Genomic DNA, 17,857 nt, shown 5'->3' with positions numbered 1-17,857 from the left:
AGCGAAAAAGGGTGAAACTTTGCTTTTTAGGTCAATTTAATAAATTTATCATAAAGATGGCTGAAGTACAAAGAAAAAAAGAGCAGGAAAAGCACAAAGAGATTAGGGTGGACATGAAAGATAGCCTCATACTTTCAGATTTTCGTACCTCATCTTGATCATGAAGAAAAGATTGAATAAACTTAACACAGCGTAGTATACTATATCGATGACCTGGCGGAAATGGGAATATAAGTTATGGCCATAACCAATGAAATTCCTTTCGTAGACGATCCCATTGAAAAGCAGCGGATTGCAGCTCAATATCAATTGGATTCCAAAAGAACACAGACTGAACGGAACAAACTAGGTCAATTTGCCACTCCAACAATACTGGCAACAGATATACTGGAATATGCCAAAACAATGATGCCCCCACATCAGCAAATCCGTTTTCTTGACCCTGCTTTTGGCACAGGCTCGTTTTATGCTGCTTTATTACGCTCATGGCCGTTATCACAGATAGCTCAAGCCTGGGGTTATGAAATTGACCTCCACTATGGGCAGGAGGCGGCAAGGCTCTGGGCTGATACACCATTACAGCTCAACATAGGAGACTTTACCAGGGTAAAAGCACCGGATTCGGATGATAGGAGAGCCAACCTGCTTATCTGTAATCCTCCCTATGTGCGGCATCATCACTTGCCTATCGATGAAAAATTACGATTACAGATGGTCAGTAAGCAGATAACTGGTTTGAAAATGAGTGGCTTGGCTGGGCTATACTGCTACTTCATTTTAATTTCGCATAACTGGCTGGCAAATAGTGGTCTGGCCGGATGGTTGATCCCAAGCGAGTTTATGGATGTCAATTATGGGAGCCAGATTAAACAATATCTCTCATCGCAAGTAACCCTCCTGCAGATTCATTGCTTTAATCCTGACGATGTACAATTTCAAGATGCATATGTATCCTCATCCGTAATCTGGTATAGAAAAGGAAAAGCACCTGCGGAGCATGTGGTTGATTTTAGCTATGGTGGTACGCTCGCAAAGCCGGAGATATCTCATCGTATTCCACTGAAAGCACTTAATCAATCAAAAAAGTGGACTGACTTCCCCAAAACACCTGGTTGCACTAATGCGTTTTTTACCTCTCCTGTAAAAACTGTTTCTCCTCAGATCAGATTATCGGATTTGTTTACAATTAAACGCGGTTTAGCTACAGGGGCAAACAAGTTCTTCGTACTTACCCGAGAGCAGACCTTGAAGTATAAACTACCATCAGAGTTTCTTATACCGGTATTACCCGGTCCCCGATATTTATTAACGGATGAAATTGAAGCTGATGACGATGGGGATCCTGTCCCTGCTCAGCAACTATTCTTATTGGCTTGCAATCGGCCAGAAAGCGATATAAAGGCAAACTACCCATCATTATGGGAATACCTGCAAATCGGCAGAGAGAAAGGTATTCATAATCGCTACTTATGCAGGCATAGGTATCCCTGGTTCTCTCAAGAAAACCGCCCTCCCGCACCCTTTCTCTGTACCTATATGGGTCGCCAATCAGTAAAAAACGGTAATCCATTCCGTTTTATTCTGAATCATTCTAAGGCTACCGTACTCAATGTGTATCTCATGTTATATCCAAAGCCAATGCTCGCAAAAGAGCTTGGGAGCAACCTGGAACTATTCAAAGCTGTATGGAAGGCCCTCAACGAAATCTCACCCGATATATTAATGAGCAAGGGGCGTGTTTATGGAGGCGGACTTCATAAGATCGAACCGAAAGAACTGGCAAATGTACCAGCTCATAGCATCTTAGCGGCTATGCCAAAAGTGTCTGTCAATCAGTCGAGACAAATGCTTCTTTTCGATTCAGAGGGTGACTGTCGTTGACCAGAACAAATCCATCAATAAACTTGTACAGGTTCTGACAATCATCTCGTCAATTTTATCTTTTGAAAAGATAAATGCTTCCCCGGGCTTTTTTCCGTTTTTGGGGTAACATGAACGAGATAATCATTGGCCAAACTCCGATAGAATTCTGCTGCCAGCCAGTCTTTATTTTTCCTGTCATGGAGAAATCCCATGAAATTCAATGTTATTTCGAAGTAGCATTTACGTACGTCCCGTATAGTCTTACAATCATCAATACCCTGTCTTTCAGGCTCATGGAATATGATAGTAAACAACCTCTTTAAATGATCGGGATTATAGTAATCCTCATTTATTGGAACCCGTATCCCTTCACAGTATAACTTACTATTGTTTAGTTTAAATTTCAATATTATTTTATACTTTTTTGATTTTTGATAACAATATTATAGGCTCGGCAAAGAGATCGCGTGCGGTATTTGGTGGGACAAAAAAGCGGCCCCACCCTACATGTAGTCGTTGCCTTTCTCATGGGGGGATAGCTGTCCTCCACTCCCGAAAAGTTAGTTCATGGTTTCCGGGGCTATGGCGCAATAAGGAAAAGTACACAAGGAAAGGCACTCAAAGAAAGGCACTCAAGGAAAAGGTTACCGGAAGCCCGCAAAGCTCACCAGGAGGATAGCTGCCAGTCTGATACCCTCGTGCTGCCCTGGTGAGCTTTGCGGTTAGGCGGTCATCCCTCCCTGATGGCAGCGGCCATGGTGCGCCCAAGATTTTTGCAGGCAGCCAGCTCAGGTTCCTTGGGCTGCCATTTAGCCAGTACGCCCTGGACAGCCACCGGAATTCGGCAGTGGTTCAAGTGCTCTTCGATGAGTTTAACCGCCTCTCCGCTCCAGCCATAGGTCCCGAAGGCTGCGCCGATCTTGTTTTGGAACTTCAGGCCCTTAAGGTCTTCCAGAATGGGGGTGATGGTTGGCAGAAGGCCGTTATTCAGGGTCGGTGATCCGATGATAACCGCCCTGGTCTTGAAGATTTCGGCGATAACATCATTGCGGTCCGTGACCGCCATATGAAACAGCTTGTAAGGGACATCCGCATCAGCCAGGCCCTCACCAATGGCCTCGGCCATTTTCCGGGTGCCTTCCCACATGGTGTCATAAAGAATGACCGCACTCTTTTGGGGAACCTGGGCAGCCCACTCCTGGTACTTCCTGACGATCTGGACCGGATCCTTGCGCCAGATAACCCCGTGGCTGGGAGCGATGATGTCAACAGGCAGGTTCAGGGCCAGAACCTCGTCGATCTTTTTGGTGACCAGCTTGCTGAATGGAGTCAGAATATTGGCATAATATTTCAGAGCTTCCTCGAAAAGCTCCTCCTGATCCACTTCATCGTTATACCGGAAGCCGGTCGCATAATGCTGGCCGAAAGCATCATTGGGCATGAGAACGTTCCTGCCGGTCAGATAGGTGAACATGCTGTCCGGCCAGTGAAGCATCGGGGCTTCGATGAAGACGAGATCGCTGCTGCCGATATTGATTCTGTCACCCGTTTTTACTATCTTGAAATTCCACGGCTGGTGATAGTGCCCTTCAATGCTTTCCGCGCCCCGCGGTGAGACCACGACCAGGGCATTCGGAGCATGCCGCACGACCGCTGGAAGTCCTCCCGAATGATCAACCTCGGCATGATTGGCCACTATGATGTCGATTTTAGCCGGATCGATAATCCGGCTGATGTTCTCGATCAACTGCTCCTGGAAGGGACCCCATACGGTATCCACCAGCACGACTTTCTGATCGACAATGAGATAGGCGTTATAGGTCGAGCCCCGGTGCGTCGAAAGCTCATGCCCGTGAAAATGCCTCAGTGCCCAGTCTACAACTCCAACCCAATAAACACCTTCAGTCAATTGCTGTATTGCCATACCCAAAATCCTCCTTTCTAACCTTGACGGTATAAAATTTTTACTCTCCTCATGCCGTGTACCGGTTGATGTGCAAGTACACAGGCCAACCGCTCCCCCTATTTTTCAGCATTTCTTTCCTCTTGACAAGACCTTTTTTCTCGTTTATATTGTGAATGCTTATTCACAAGCTCACTGCCCGGATTCTCCAGGGCTCACCATGCCCGGAGATCGAAGTGAATGAATATGGAGCCGGGCAGTATAGTATGGAGATAACAATGGCTGTTCTGGAAACCAGGAATCTTACCCGCGTCTTTGGCCAGATGACGGCAGTTGATGCCTTGAACATTTGCGTGGAATCCGGCGAGGTATTTGGACTGCTTGGTCCGAACGGGGCAGGCAAGAGCACGGCCATCAAGATGCTGACTACCCTGCTGCCGCCGACTTCGGGCACGGCCATGGTGGCCGGATGCGATCTTGCCTGCCGCGCTCATGATGTGCGGCGCATGATCGGGTATGTGCCGCAGATTCTGTCTGCCGATGGCACCCTGACCGGCTACGAGAACCTTCTGATCTTTGCCAAGCTTTACGATCTGCCCCGGTCAGAGCGAAAAGATCGGGTGCGGGAAGCCCTCTCCTTCATGGGGCTTTCCGAGGCTGCCGATAAACTGGTGCGCACCTACTCAGGGGGAATGATCAGGCGGATGGAAATAGCCCAGTCCCTGCTGCACCGGCCACGGCTGCTTTTTCTGGATGAGCCGACCGTGGGCCTTGATCCCCTGGCCCGCAAAGCGGTCTGGAAACATATCGAACAACTGATGGCCGATTACGGCACTACCATTTTTCTGACCACTCACTATCTGGAAGAAGCCGACGCCCTGTGCAGCCGGGTAGCAGTGATGCACCTTGGCAAAGTGGTGGCCATCGGCACGCCAGCCCATCTCAAGGCATCAATCGGTGGAAACGGCGATGCAACCCTGAACGAAGTATTCGCCCATTATACCGATGCGGACGAGGTGGAGGCCGAATCAAAAAGGAGTTATTGTGAAACCTCAAGAACAAGGACCACTGCACGGCGGCTCGGTTGACCAGCCCTGCCCGGCCAGTGCAGCCAATCCGCTGATGTCGATTATCCGCTTCCTGAAAAAAACCCTTACCATTGCCGAGCTGGAAGTACGGAAGCTGCGCCACGATCCCACTGAGCTCATCCTGCGCGCGGTCCAGCCAACGCTGTGGCTGTTATTATTCGGACAGGTATTCTCCCGTGCCCGGGCCATTCCTACCGGGGGCCTGCGCTACCTCGACTTCATGACCCCCGGTATTCTGGCCCAGAGTGTGCTGTTTATCGCTATTTTTTATGGCGTGGCTATTATCTGGGAGCGGGATCTGGGACTGGTCCACAAGCTCCTTGCAAGTCCCACTCCGCGGCCGGCCCTGGTACTGGGCAAGGCGCTGTCTGCCGGTATCCGCAGCCTCCTGCAGATGTTTGTCATCTACACCCTGGCTCTGCTGCTGGGAGTGAAGATAAACTGGAATCCCCTGGCACTTTTGGGCGTTCTGGCGATTGTGCTTCTGGGGGCAGCGCTTTTTTCCACTTTTTCCGTGATTATCGCCTGCCTGGTCAAGACACGCGAGCGGTTCATGGGCGTAGGCCAGGTACTGACCATGCCCCTGTTCTTTGCCAGCAATGCCATCTATCCGATCTCGATGATGCCGCGCTGGCTCCAGGTGATAGCCAGAGCCAATCCGCTGACCTATGAGGTGGACGCCCTGCGGACATTGATGCTGGTTAACGGCACCGCTACCTCCAGGCTGGGACTGGATTTTGCCGTGCTGCTGCTTGGTACGACATTCCTGGTTATTGCTGGAGGGAAGCTGTATCCGAATGCCGCTGTTTGATGAGTGGCCACTGGCCACTTTTCTCAAGGTTTCATACTATGAGCACAGAGAAATTGAATACTGAAATCAGGCAGGAGCAGATTGCCCAGGCAGCCATGGAACTGGTTGTCAGCCAGGGGCTCAGGAACTTGAACGTAGCCGCAGTAGCCGAACGGGTCGGCATTGTTCCATCGGCAATTTACCGCCACTTCAGGAACAAGGATGAATTGCTCGAAGCTGTGCTTGACCTTATCCAGGACAGGTTTCTTGCCCATATCACGGCAGTCCGCGAAGAAACTCAAGACTCCCTGCGGCGTCTTGAGGCCCTGCTGATGCGCCACATTCAGATAGTCCAGAAGAACCAGGCCATTCCGCGCCTTATTTTCTCCGATGATTTCTCGGTCGATCGTCCTGAGAGGAAGGCCAGGGTGTATGAGATTATCACCAGCTATCTTGACAATGTGGCCGAAATTATCCATCAGGGCCAGCAGGAAGGACAGATACGTCAGGATATCGATCCCAAAACAATCTCCATCATGTTTCTGGGGCTGGTACAGCAGGCAGGGGTTCTCTGGCATCTCAGCAATGGGAGGTTCGAGGCCGTACGGCATGCACAGGAGTCCTGGCGGATATTCCGTGAGAGCGTCGGAACACATGAATCTTCTCAAAGATAACTCCCCAGGGCATAGAGAGACACAGGAGGTTTTACTCTTTCCTTTTCTTTTCTCTGTGTCTGGTGTGGTGTCCTTTGTTTTTTTGCCTTTGCCTTTGTCTTTGCCTTGAGTTTTTATAATCTTATGGCCAGTTACTTAACAAGAGGTTTCGGGTGATGAAAAATAAGAAAAAGTTACTCATACCGCTGCTGATTATTCTGATGGCATCTATCGGAGCATACACTTACTACCGGAAAAGAGGATTTTCGGATGATCCGGATATCATTCGTCTCTCAGGCAACATCGAGGTCACCGAGGCTGAGTTGAGTTTTATGGTTGCTGGCCGGGTGGAAGATCGTCCGGTTTCCGAAGGCGAGACGGTCAGGGCCGGTCAGGTGGTTGCCTGGCTGGAGAGCACTGAATTCGATCGGGAAGTTGCCCTTCGCAAGGCCGAAGTCCAGGTGGCCCAGGCGCTTTTGGCCGAGCTTGTTGCCGGATCGAGACCTGAAGAAATCGCCCGGGAGAAGGCCGCGGTCGGGAGAGCGCAGGCCAGGCTCGATGAACTGCTCGGAGGGTCGAGGCCCCAGGAGGTGGCTGCGGCCAAAGCGGCGGTGCAGAGGATGAAGGCTGAAAGTGACCGCGCAGAGAAAGACCATGAACGATTGCTGAAACTGTACCGGAAAGAGGTTATTTCAGCGCGGGAATACGAGACAGCCCAGGCTTCCTTTGAGGCGGCCCGGGCCAGGCTGAAGGAGAGCGAGGAGCAGTTAAAGCTCGTTCAGGAAGGCCCACGGAAAGAGCAGATCGAGCAGGCCCGCGAGGCCCTGAAAGAAGCCAGAGAGCGGCTTGCGCTGGTGGAAAAAGGTCCGCGAAAGGAAACTATCGATCAGGCCAGCGCCCGCCTCAGGCAGGCTCAGGAAGCCCAGGCCCTGGCCGAGACCCGTCTTGCTTACACCACCCTGATTTCTCCGCTCTCGGGCGTTGTCCTGTCACAGGCCATCGAGCCGGGAGAGCGGGTCACTCCCGGAACCCCGGTCGTTACGGTCGGTGACCTGAAAAAGGTATATCTGCGAACCTATGTCAACGAGACCGATCTTGGCCGGGTGAAGATCGGCCAGAGGGTACAGGTGACCACGGATACCTATCCGGGGAAAATATACGAAGGCCGCATCTCCTTTATCAGCCCGGAGGCGGAGTTCACTCCCAAGAACGTTCAGACCGAGACCGAGCGGGTCAAGCTGGTCTTTCGCCTCAAGGTGGATATTCCCAATCCCAATATGGAATTAAAGCCCGGCATGCCTGCGGATGCGCAAATCCTGACCGGCCAGGGATAAATGAAAAGCAAAGGCATTAACCACGAAATACACGAAACACACGAAAGCTCTTTGGCTATGATGAATGAATGAGGTTTCAGGGAATGGACGCCGCCATAACAACCGCAGCCCTTACCAGGTCATTTGGCGATTTGACTGCCGTTGATCAGCTTACCCTGTCGGTGGCTGAAGGGGAGATATTCGGCCTGGTCGGTCCGGATGGTGCCGGGAAAACCACGACCATGCGGCTCTTGACCTCGATCATGGAGCCGACTTCGGGTGATGCCTGGATATCCGGTCACCATGTGGTGAGGGAGGCTGAAGCGGTCAAGAGGGAGATCGGGTATATGAGCCAGAGATTTGGCCTCTATGCAGACCTTTCGGTGATCGAGAATATCAATTTCTATGCCGATATCTACTCCGTGCCCGCCAGGGAGCGGAAGGGAAGGATCGACCAACTGCTGGCCTTCAGCAACCTGACGCCTTTCAAAAAGCGGCTGGCGGGCAACCTCTCCGGCGGTATGAAGCAAAAGCTCGGCCTGACCTGCGCCCTGATTCATACTCCCAGGGTGCTTTTCCTCGATGAGCCGACCAATGGCGTGGACCCTATCTCCCGGCGGGACTTCTGGCGCATTCTCTATCAACTGCTCCGTGAGAAGGTGACGATCTTTATCTCGACCGCTTACCTCGATGAGGCCGAGCGCTGCAACCGGCTGGGACTCATTCATCAGGGGAAGCTTCTGGCCCTCGGTACTCCGGCTGAGGTCAAGAAGCTGATGAGCGGCACCATTCTCGAAGTCCGCACCCTGAAGCCGCGCCAGGCTGCATCGCTGCTGCGGGAGCAACTGGCAGCGGCTGATGCGATCAACCTTTTCGGCGACCGCCTTCACCTGGTGACCAGGGAGCCGGAGAAAACAGCCAGACAGACAGAGCAGATACTGACCAGAGCCGGCCTTGAAGTCTCCAGTATCCGGCCAATCAGGCCAAGCCTTGAGGATGTGTTCGTCTCGGTCCTGAATGACGGGAACGGAGGCCGGAAATGAACGCCAGCAGCGGGCAGGAAAAAGCCGTCATCGTCAGGAATCTTGAGCGGAGGTTTGGCAGCTTCGTGGCTGTCAACCGGATCAGCTTCGAGGTGGCCAGGGGTGAAATCTTCGGCTTTCTGGGCCCCAACGGAGCAGGCAAGTCAACCACCATCCGCATGCTCTGCGGACTCCTTGCCCCAACCGGCGGCTTTGGAACAGTGGCGGGATTCGATATCAGCACCGAGGTGGAAAAGGTCAAATCCCGCATCGGGTACATGAGCCAGAAGTTTTCACTCTACGAGGACCTGACTGCGGAGGAAAATATCGATTTCTACAGCGGCATCTATCGCCTTCCGCCGGAGAAGAAGAAGGAGCGCAAAGAGTGGGTGATCGAGATGGCGGGTCTTGCCGGACATCGCCATTCCCGGACAGGCATTCTCTCCGGCGGATGGAAGCAGAGGCTGGCCCTTGGCTGCGCCATTCTCCATGAGCCGCCGGTCATCTTCCTCGACGAGCCGACATCCGGGGTAGACCCGATCAGCCGCCGCAATTTCTGGAACCTGATCTACGAGCTGTCCCATAGAGGAATAACCATCTTTGTCACCACCCATTACCTGGATGAAGCTGAATACTGCGACCGGGTCGGCCTTATCTACCGGGGCGATCTGATTGCCCTCGGAACACCGCTGCAGCTCAAGACCGCCTTTATGACCGAGGATATTCTGGAAGTGAGCTGCGATCAGCCCCAGGAAGCCATGATCAGAATCGAAAAACTGAGCGGCATCAAAGAGGTGGCCCTGTTCGGCCAGGAGCTCCATGTAATTGTCGAGAATGCGGCAGCAGCGGAGCCGACTATCCGGCACCTGCTCGCTCAGCAGGGATTCCGGGTCCAGTCGATCGAGAAAATCATCCCCTCGCTGGAGGATGTCTTTGTCTCACTCATCGAGGCCAGAGACCGCGCCGAACAGCCGCAGCAGGAAGTGAAAAAATGAGCCCCGTGAGAACGTGGGCCATGGCCCGCAAGGAGTTTCTCCACATCATCCGCGATCCGCGAAGCCTTGGCATGGGCATTGCCATTCCCATGCTGATGCTGATCCTTTACGGCTATGCCCTGACCCTGGATGTGGACAATGTGCCGACCACGGTCTGGGACCAGAGCATGTCCAGAGAAAGCCGGGAGTTCCTGAGCAGGTTCAGCGGCTCCCGCTATTTCTCGCTCCACGAGTATGTCCAGAGTTACCGGGAAATCGAGGAGGCCATCGATTCAGGCCGGTCGGTTCTGGCCCTCATCATCCCGTCGGACTTTGCCGGACAGGTCAAAGCAGGCCGGCCGGCCCCGGTTCAATTGATCGCCGATGGAAGCAACTCCAATACCGCCACCATCGCTATCGGCTATGCCACGGCCATCTGCCAGGCATACTCACAAAAAGTGACTATTGACCGGATCAGACGCTCCGGCCACCAGAGCCTCTCCCTGCCGGTTGATTTTCAGCCCAGGGTCTGGTTCAATGCTGACCTGAAATCCAGAAACTTTATCATTCCCGGCCTGATCGCCGTAATCATGATGGTCGTGGCCGCGCTCCTGACCTCCCTGACCGTGGCCCGCGAATGGGAGAATGGAACCATGGAGCAGTTGATCTCCACGCCGGTCGGGGCCGGAGAGCTGATCCTGGGCAAATTCCTGCCCTATTTCGGCATCGGCATGCTCGATGTGCTCATAGCCGTGCTCATGGGGCAATTCGTCTTCCGGGTGCCGATGCGCGGCAGTGCAGCCCTGCTCTTTGGCATGGCCGCTATTTTCCTGGCCGGATCCCTGTCCCTGGGACTTTTGATCAGCATCGTGACCAGGAGCCAGCTCCTGGCCAGCCAACTGGCCATGCTGCTGACCCTCCTGCCCGCGTTTTTGCTCTCAGGATTCGTGTTTGCCATTATCAATATGCCGCGCCCGCTGCAATTCATAACCCGCCTGGTTCCTGCCAGATACTTCGTGACCCTGGTCAAGGGAATCTACCTGAAAGGTGTGGGGCTTGAGATCCTCGGCCTCGAAGCCGCGCTCCTGACCGGCTTTGGCATCAGCATAGTCATTCTGGCCAGACTGAAATTTAAAAAGAAGCTGGGGTGATTTTGGAGTAACTATGTTCGAGCGAATCAGACAGATGGTGATTAAAGAATTTATTCAGATCTTCCGTGATCCGAGGATGAGAATGGTTATCTTCGTCATGCCCATTGTCCAGGTGCTGGCGCTCAGCTATGCGGTGACAACCGATGTCAAGCATATCACCACGGCCATCCATGACCTCGATCACAGCAGGGTAAGCCGGGAACTGATAGCCCGGTTCGTGGAATCGGAGTATTTCGACATTGTGGAGTACATCGACGGGGAAGACCGGGGACGGGAACTGCTCGACCGCGGGAAGGCGCAGGCCGTTATTCGTCTGAACAAGGGCTTTGCGCAGGACCTTCTGGCCGCAAGACCGGCCAGGGTCCAGATAATCGTGGACGGGACCGACTCCAATGCAGCCGGTATTATACTCAACTATGCCAGTAAGATCACCGGGCAATTTTCTCAGCAGATTCTGATCAGCCGGACTCATCGGCTCAGCGGTTCAGCAGCTCCCGGATTCAATCAGGTTGATCTGCAAACCCGCGCCTGGTTCAACGAGAACCTTGAAAGCCGCAATTTTTACGTGCCTGGTGTGATCGCCTTTGTCATTACCCTGGTCAGCCTGCTGTTGACCAGTATGGCCGTGGTGCGCGAGCGGGAGATCGGGACCATGGAGCAGATCATGGTCACCCCGATCACCCAGACCGAATTCATCCTCGGAAAAACCGTGCCCTTTGCTCTGGTCTGCATCGTTGATGTGATCCTGATTACCCTGCTTGGGGTCTTCTGGTTTAAGGTGCCGATCCGGGGAAGTCTCTGGCTGCTCCTTGCAGCCACAGCCCTGTATCTCATGACCACCCTGGGGGTCGGTCTTTTTATCTCCACGGTCAGCCGCACCCAGCAGCAGGCCATGATGAGCACATTTTTCTTTTTCTTTCCCTCCATGCTGCTTTCAGGATTCGTCTTTCCCATCGCCAACATGCCGGTTCCGGTTCAGTGGCTTACCCTCCTGAACCCCATGCGCTACTTTCTGGTGATCATCCGGAGCATCTTCCTGAAAGGAGTGGGGTGGCACATCCTCTGGCCTCAAATGGCTGCCCTGGCAGTGATGGGAGTTACTATCCTGTGGCTGGCATCACGGAGATTTCAGAAAACCCTGGCTTGAATTCCAGGGGACTGGTTAAATTGCAAAGAGGAAATACAAAGGCAAAAGCAAAGTGTCCTTTGCTTTTGCCTTTGCATTACCCGCAATATTAAGCTATGCAGGAAGTTATTCAAGGAGGTTAATATGCGTAACCACGTATTGAAAGCCATAATCAGGGTCTTTCCGGTTCTCGTCTTCCTGGCAATGGCGATTTCCGGAGGATGTGCCTCTTCTCCGAGGCCAAAGGAACCGCTACCCTCCTCCCCAGCCCCCAAGGCCACTGAACCAGCAACTCCGCATCCCTCTCAGTCCTCGCCATCTCCATCCTCCTCCTCTTCTCCCCCTCTGACGCTGGCTGAATGCATCAAAATCGCCCTTGCTCAGAATCCTCTGAACCGGGCGGCCCAGGAGGGAGTAACCGCAGCCAGGGAGAAAGTGGGAGAGGCGACCGCACCTTATTACCCGGAAATCGGCCTCAATGCCGGCTACAGCCGGTGGCAGAAGTACGCCTTTCTGCCCAGCGGCATCTCCCGGCCTGGGATGTCGAAAGTCATCGGTCCGACGGACGATTGGACTGCCGGGTTGAAGGCCCGCCTTCTGCTCTTTGACAGCGGCGAGCGCAAAGCCCGCCTGACAGCAGCCCTGGCCGGGCAGTGGGCTCTTGAAGAGGATGCGGAAAGGGCGCGCCAGGACATCATCATGCAGGTCCATCAGGCCTACTATGGCCTCAGATCAGCTCAGGAAGCCAGGTCAGTTGCAGGGAAGAACCTGGCCAGGGCCGAGGACCACCTTCGCCTGGCTACAGAGAGGAAGGAGGCCGGTGCTGCTCCCAAGGTGGACGTGATCCGGGCTCAGGGTGAGGTTGCCCAGGCCAGACTGACCGTAGTCAAAACTGAAAATCTGGTGCGCATAGCCAAAGGGAAACTGAACATCGCTATGGGCTCTCCGGTTGAGACCAGGCTTCAGATTACCGACCAGCCCGAAGTCATCAATCCACCGGACAATATCAATATCTATGATGCTCTCGATCAGGCGACCCGGACCAGACCTGCACTGAAGGCGGCACTTTTCCGCGTGGCTGCGGCCCGGAGAGAAATCAGGGCAGCCCGCAGCACTTTTGGCCCCAAGATAAGGGCCGAGGGCGGATATGGCTGGCGCGGCCCGGACCGCTTCCCCGATGATGAAGAGTGGCTGGCGGGAATTACTCTTGACTGGCCGATATTTACCGGCTTCTCAAGCATGCACCTGCTGTCCAGGACGAGAGCCCGGGCATTACAGGAAGAAGCCGAAGCCGAGCGGCTTGCCCTGGAAGTGCAGGATGAGGTGTGGTCAGCTTATTCGAAGCTTCAGGAAACCTATGAGGCCATTCAGACTGCGCAGGCTCTGATCCAGACCGCTCAGGAGGGCCTGCGGCTGGCCCGCGAGCGCTATGAGGCCGGGAGCGGATCCATGAGCGACCTTCTCGATACCCAGACTACCCTTGCCCAGGCCGAAGCCTCTCACCTTGAAGCCCAGTGGGACTATCTCCTGGCCAGGGCATCATTCCAGCGGGCCATCGGTCAACTTGGGCAGCAGGCAGGGGCTGCCGGGATAAGCCATGAGGAAAGCAGCAGGGAGAACCCGTAGTACAGAACTTCTTAAATATATCTCTCACAACTTCGGCAGCCTTTAATCCTCCTCTCACAAGTTCTACTTTCTCCTATCAGCCACCTCAATTTCCCCTGGAGAATACCGGAGACTGGAAGGCCGTGAAAGGAGGTACGGGAGGTGCTACGATATACTGGATACCATTAGGAACCTAGCAATATGTCTCTGAAGTAGTTAAGGGGCAAGATCAATAATGATCTTGCCCCTTTTTCCCTGTCTATGGTTTCAGGAACTGGACAGGTTTTCTTTCAGGCCAAGCTCTTTCTCCCTCAACAAACTTCCAATGTTTACACCCCGCCCCAGAAAATTCGGGTAATACCCTTTTGTCATACACACTGGATATCACCCCTTTTTCACAATAATTCATAATTTAGATAAATATAAAGAAGTATATTGACATTAATAAATTTTATATTTATAATTAATATACTTAAATTTTAAATAATATGAAATTTATTAACCTAAGCAACGCTATGGATCAGGGGGCGGATGCGTAGCGCACTGAGTATATCTTGCAGGTATCGCTTAAAAATAACACGCCTTCCATATTCAAGCCGAATCCCTTCCACGCATGTACCCCTGATGAAGGTCCCTGCTTTCCCCTTAGCCTGTTGAGTGGCCAGTAAATATGTGGCCACTGAAGGTGAGCTATCCTACGAGCACACCATCCCACCAATACGGAAAGGAGGTGAAAGCAATAAAGGCTAAAACCAAGGTTAAGGCTGGCAGGGGGATCAGTGGGGACTGGTCGGAGTATTTGAATTAGCTATTTACATTTTCCACATTGAAAGGAGAGTAAAGATGAATAATAAGCAGGTTATGGTAAGGTGGCTGGGGACGTTTTTGGTTGCAGTTTCTCTGGCAATTGGAGGGATAAGGGGTAATTGCCGAGCCGAAGAGGCACCATCTCAAGAGCCGGTCACTATTACCAAGAGATTGAGCGCTGGCTGGAATCTGATCTCTCTGGAGGTTAGTCCTACAGCTTTTCAGGATGTGGAAGGGATGTGTAAGGACATCAATGCCCAGGGCGGGGGCTGTGTGGAGATCGATGGATGGATAGGAGGAAATTGGAGCCGGTATATCTGTGGCTATCTGGAAAATAATTTCGCTGTTCAGGAAGGATCATTCTATTTTATCAAATGCGAAATGCCATCTGAATGGAAGGTAAGCGGAATTGTTAATCCCATAAGCTCATCGAATCAAGTAAGCTCATCCGCCTCTGGATACGAGTCCACGGGAGAGAGCGAATCGCCAGGCACGCTGGAGGGAGTTGAGTTACCGTATGGATCACTTGGACCGCTTTTGACTCAGGATGGAACACTATCAGAGATTCCCGATTCTCTCACTCCCGGCTCTATCACTTTCTCCCTGACTTCTAAGGATGCTGCCTGCGGCTGGCTTCGCACCTCACCAAGGGTATACCTCCATACAGGCACAGACAATGTAGGCATTGGGACGCCAAATCCGGTAAGAAAACTGGATGTTATCGGCAATTCTTCTACTTCTCCTGGCACCGGGACACTTACAAGCAGCGGCACTACAGTTACAGGAGCTGGCACGAGTTTTACCACTCAACTGCATATTGGCGATATCATCATTGTTGGTACACAACAAAGGATGGTGAAACGGATTAATTCAAACACCTCTCTCACAACTTCGACAGCCTTCAATCCTCCTCTCACAAGTTCTACTTTTTCCTACCAGCAACCGATTGCAAGTATCAGGAAGAGTGGGGCAGCCCCGTCTATTTTGGTGAATAGCGTTGGCAACGTTGGCGTTAGCACAAGCTTACCTGAAAAGAAACTCCATGTCTCTGGTGGAGATTATGACGGTATTCTTTTGGATAATACCGAAGATCTGTATTGGAAAAGCACGGCAGGAACTGCCGTACCAGTATTGACCATGCATAGTGATAATGACGTATATCTCGATGCTACTGCCGATGTAACAAGCAGCGATCTGAAGTTTCGCGCCGGAACAAACGCAAATGTTGATATGGTTATTACGCCAAACGGCAACGTCGGTATTGGGACGACGAATCCAGAGGCGAAATTGCATCTGGCAGGCACTAACCCTGAGATCAGAATAGATAATACAGCAGCTTCGACATCGAAAATGAGGCTCATTAGTTATACTGGTGGTGATACCTGGATACAGGCTGGTACAACTTGGAATACCGGCTCAGTTGCACCAATTAGATTCTCAGGGATTGGTGGCACACCAGTGCGTATGTCAATTTTAGGAAACGGTAATGTCGGCATTGGCACGACGGGCCCGGGATACAAATTAGAAGTTAATGGAAGCGCTGGCAAACCTGGCGGTGGATCTTGGTCAGATTCTTCTGATGCGAGGTTGAAAAAGAATGTACAAAACCTTACCGGAGCCTTAGATAGGTTGACTAAATTACAAGGTGTAACCTTCGAATGGATCAACCCCGGAGAGCATGGGAATCAGAGTGATGCTCAGGCAGGACTGATTGCACAGGAAGTAGAAAAAGTATTTCCTGAGTGGGTCTCGGAAGTTGAACCGATTGGGAAAGATAAGGATTTAGCAAAGGGAGGTGAAAAGGTAAAGTCACTTCAATTTCCGCACGGCTTTAATGCCTACCTCATTGAGGCAATCAAGGAACTGAAAGCACAGAACGAAGCGCTTAAAGCGAAGGATGAAGCCAAGCAAGCCCAGATTGAAGCTTTACAGGCACGGATCGAGGCTTTGGAGAGCAGATAGATCAATATTGTCTCTGAAGTAGTTAAAAGGGGCAAGGTCATTATTGACCTTGCCCCTTTTTTGGTCAAATTATGCCAATTGAATCTGGAGATACATCATCTCTTGATTGCAATTAATCCACACCCATCATACCTGAATTCACCTGCAAAAGTTAAATTCCAAGCCGGTTATGGCATAAATTCAGCATTTAATACTTTACAAATTACCCTTGTACTGATATAGTTTACCGTTCAATGAAATAGTTACGATTTATTGAAATTATTTCAGGAAAGGTATAGTGTATGAAAAAGATTGGTGTGCTGGTCAAGAATCATTCTTCCATTATTTTAAAGGACCAACAATGGGAATCAGGGAAAGTCCTGAAGACGAGAAGATACATTCCGGGTGTTTACCTGCGGGGCGCGATAACCGATCAATTACTCCAGGGCCGGTCCTACCTGAATCGATGCTTCGATCAATTGTTCTGTGATCCTCATCGATGGGGGATGGAGATAGTCTTTCCCAACTGCTATCCCAATCTGAATGCTTATACCTTTCCCATGCTGCTGCCAATAACAGCCAAAAGCTGCAAATGGAAGCCGGGCTTTGTGCAGGATACCAGTTTTGACGAGCAGCACGGAGTCTTCGATACCCTGCTCAACCAGGTCATATTCCGGCAGGTACTGGCTTCTTCCACCCAAAGCGGGCGTCCATCGCGAAGCCTGAGCCTGATTCGGGATGCATATTACCGGCTTATCGAGCAGGGAACCCTCTATTGCAGCACTTGTCATGGAATTGCCGATTCCTATCAGGTCGAGTATGCCAAACCCCACGGCAATTTCCGGGAGATCCCGGTCCGGACCTATTGCCAGCCGGGGTCAGTATTGACTTTCGCCCGCAACCGCACAGAAAAAGATACTTCCACTGATCAGCGGGGCCGGTTCATCGAATTTATCAGTGAACGGACCTGGTTTCTCGGATTCTCTTTTCTTCCGGCTGATCCGTCCCTGATCGGGTTGTACAAGGATTCCCTGGAAAGTATCACTCACCTTGGAGAAATCGGCAATCAGGAAACAGGAAGGGTTGAGGTCAAGGTCCGGGAAATCGAGGACCATGAATTATCCCTGCGGCAAAGGGTCTTGAAGCTCAACCAGAAATACCGCCAGATGCAGAAGGAATACTCGGTTCACCAACCTGATATGCTTATCACCGTGAACCTTCAGTCCGAAATCATTCTCAGAGACCGGAACGGGAAGCCTGCAACCAGACTCGATTCATCTTTTCTGAGAGAGGAACTTCAGCGGGTTTACCGCAGGATTGCGGGTGAGGACCTTCCACTTCAGGCAACCATCTGCCAGGAAGTAATTTCCTTTTCGCGGCCTGTGTATGTGGAAGGCTGGTACAGCAGAGGAAAATCAACCGACAAGGCGGTTCCGGCCATAGCCAGAGGGAGTGTATTTGTTTTCTCGTTTCCCGGCGGCATCAGCCCCAAAGTTTTCCAGGCACTGGAGCATCTTGAAAAGTCCGGCATTGGCGAAAACCGGGGCGAAGGGTATGGCCAGATCCTCATATGCGACCCCTTCCACCTGGAAGTTCCGGCCAAATCCAGTTAAGTGCAGAG

At 51.9% G+C, this 17,857-nt stretch carries 13 protein-coding genes; 12 read left to right on the top strand and 1 reads right to left on the bottom strand.

Annotated features, from left to right (window positions below; genetic code table 11):
* The first annotated feature begins 237 nt into the window (after window positions 1-237).
* Window positions 238-1,881 (top strand): class I SAM-dependent methyltransferase, encoded by a 1,644-nt coding sequence (locus tag AB1611_08480; GenBank protein MEW6379632.1) that lies wholly within the window; start codon window positions 238-240, stop codon window positions 1,879-1,881.
* 712 nt (window positions 1,882-2,593) lie between these two features.
* On the opposite strand, the gene AB1611_08475 is transcribed toward AB1611_08480, so the two are convergent.
* Entirely contained in the window at window positions 2,594-3,787 is a 1,194-nt protein-coding gene (locus AB1611_08475; protein MEW6379631.1) for an MBL fold metallo-hydrolase, read from the bottom strand.
* Between the two features lie 245 nt (window positions 3,788-4,032).
* Between AB1611_08475 and AB1611_08470 the strand changes: the two genes are divergently transcribed.
* The 11 genes from AB1611_08470 (at window position 4,033) to AB1611_08420 (ending at window position 17,849) form a co-directional block, all read left to right on the top strand.
* Complete coding sequence (locus tag AB1611_08470; protein MEW6379630.1) at window positions 4,033-4,854, top strand: ATP-binding cassette domain-containing protein; 822 nt, start codon at window positions 4,033-4,035, stop codon at window positions 4,852-4,854.
* Window positions 4,855-4,888: 34 nt separating this feature from the next.
* Entirely contained in the window at window positions 4,889-5,665 is a 777-nt protein-coding gene (locus AB1611_08465) for an ABC transporter permease (protein MEW6379629.1), read from the top strand.
* A 38-nt stretch (window positions 5,666-5,703) separates the two neighbouring features.
* Complete coding sequence (locus AB1611_08460; GenBank protein MEW6379628.1) at window positions 5,704-6,318, top strand: TetR/AcrR family transcriptional regulator; 615 nt, start codon at window positions 5,704-5,706, stop codon at window positions 6,316-6,318.
* Between the two features lie 155 nt (window positions 6,319-6,473).
* Entirely contained in the window at window positions 6,474-7,631 is a 1,158-nt protein-coding gene (locus tag AB1611_08455) for an efflux RND transporter periplasmic adaptor subunit (protein ID MEW6379627.1), read from the top strand.
* Window positions 7,632-7,714: 83 nt separating this feature from the next.
* On the top strand, window positions 7,715-8,653 hold the full coding sequence (locus AB1611_08450) for an ABC transporter ATP-binding protein (protein ID MEW6379626.1): 939 nt from the start codon (window positions 7,715-7,717) through the stop codon (window positions 8,651-8,653).
* On the top strand, window positions 8,650-9,627 hold the full coding sequence (locus tag AB1611_08445) for an ABC transporter ATP-binding protein (protein ID MEW6379625.1): 978 nt from the start codon (window positions 8,650-8,652) through the stop codon (window positions 9,625-9,627). Before AB1611_08450 ends, AB1611_08445 begins: the two co-directional genes overlap by 4 nt.
* Window positions 9,624-10,757 (top strand): ABC transporter permease, encoded by a 1,134-nt coding sequence (locus AB1611_08440; protein ID MEW6379624.1) that lies wholly within the window; start codon window positions 9,624-9,626, stop codon window positions 10,755-10,757. The genes AB1611_08445 and AB1611_08440 overlap by 4 nt, the downstream gene beginning before the upstream one ends.
* 13 nt (window positions 10,758-10,770) lie before the next feature.
* The gene (locus AB1611_08435) at window positions 10,771-11,904 is read left to right on the top strand and encodes an ABC transporter permease (protein MEW6379623.1); all 1,134 of its coding nucleotides are present in this window, start codon (window positions 10,771-10,773) and stop codon (window positions 11,902-11,904) included.
* Window positions 11,905-12,027: 123 nt separating this feature from the next.
* On the top strand, window positions 12,028-13,509 hold the full coding sequence (locus AB1611_08430) for a TolC family protein (protein ID MEW6379622.1): 1,482 nt from the start codon (window positions 12,028-12,030) through the stop codon (window positions 13,507-13,509).
* A gap of 822 nt (window positions 13,510-14,331) precedes the next feature.
* Window positions 14,332-16,257, top strand: coding sequence for a tail fiber domain-containing protein (locus tag AB1611_08425; protein ID MEW6379621.1), 1,926 nt, complete (start codon window positions 14,332-14,334; stop codon window positions 16,255-16,257).
* 281 nt (window positions 16,258-16,538) lie between these two features.
* Complete coding sequence (locus AB1611_08420) at window positions 16,539-17,849, top strand: type III-B CRISPR module-associated Cmr3 family protein (protein ID MEW6379620.1); 1,311 nt, start codon at window positions 16,539-16,541, stop codon at window positions 17,847-17,849.
* The last annotated feature ends 8 nt before the right edge of the window (window positions 17,850-17,857 follow it).

It is taken from the genome of bacterium (genome assembly GCA_040755755.1).
Taxonomy (GTDB): Bacteria; SZUA-182; SZUA-182; order DTGQ01; family DTGQ01; genus DTGQ01.
The sequence above is the reverse complement of the archived record's forward strand: the minus strand, read 5'-3'. Positions and strand labels throughout refer to the sequence as shown.

Excerpts from the sequence above, each read along its gene's own strand:
- AB1611_08435 (MEW6379623.1), top strand. The coding sequence starts at position 10,771 with ATGTTCGAGCGAATCAGACAGATGGTGATTAAAGAATTTATTCAGATC.
- AB1611_08475 (MEW6379631.1), bottom strand. The coding sequence starts at position 3,787 with ATGGCAATACAGCAATTGACTGAAGGTGTTTATTGGGTTGGAGTTGTA.
- AB1611_08470 (MEW6379630.1), top strand. The coding sequence starts at position 4,033 with ATGGAGATAACAATGGCTGTTCTGGAAACCAGGAATCTTACCCGCGTC.
- AB1611_08465 (MEW6379629.1), top strand. The coding sequence starts at position 4,889 with ATGTCGATTATCCGCTTCCTGAAAAAAACCCTTACCATTGCCGAGCTG.
- AB1611_08455 (MEW6379627.1), top strand. The coding sequence starts at position 6,474 with ATGAAAAATAAGAAAAAGTTACTCATACCGCTGCTGATTATTCTGATG.
- AB1611_08440 (MEW6379624.1), top strand. The coding sequence starts at position 9,624 with ATGAGCCCCGTGAGAACGTGGGCCATGGCCCGCAAGGAGTTTCTCCAC.
- AB1611_08430 (MEW6379622.1), top strand. The coding sequence starts at position 12,028 with ATGCGTAACCACGTATTGAAAGCCATAATCAGGGTCTTTCCGGTTCTC.
- AB1611_08450 (MEW6379626.1), top strand. The coding sequence starts at position 7,715 with ATGGACGCCGCCATAACAACCGCAGCCCTTACCAGGTCATTTGGCGAT.
- AB1611_08420 (MEW6379620.1), top strand. The coding sequence starts at position 16,539 with ATGAAAAAGATTGGTGTGCTGGTCAAGAATCATTCTTCCATTATTTTA.
- AB1611_08460 (MEW6379628.1), top strand. The coding sequence starts at position 5,704 with ATGAGCACAGAGAAATTGAATACTGAAATCAGGCAGGAGCAGATTGCC.
- AB1611_08480 (MEW6379632.1), top strand. The coding sequence starts at position 238 with ATGGCCATAACCAATGAAATTCCTTTCGTAGACGATCCCATTGAAAAG.
- AB1611_08425 (MEW6379621.1), top strand. The coding sequence starts at position 14,332 with ATGAATAATAAGCAGGTTATGGTAAGGTGGCTGGGGACGTTTTTGGTT.
- AB1611_08445 (MEW6379625.1), top strand. The coding sequence starts at position 8,650 with ATGAACGCCAGCAGCGGGCAGGAAAAAGCCGTCATCGTCAGGAATCTT.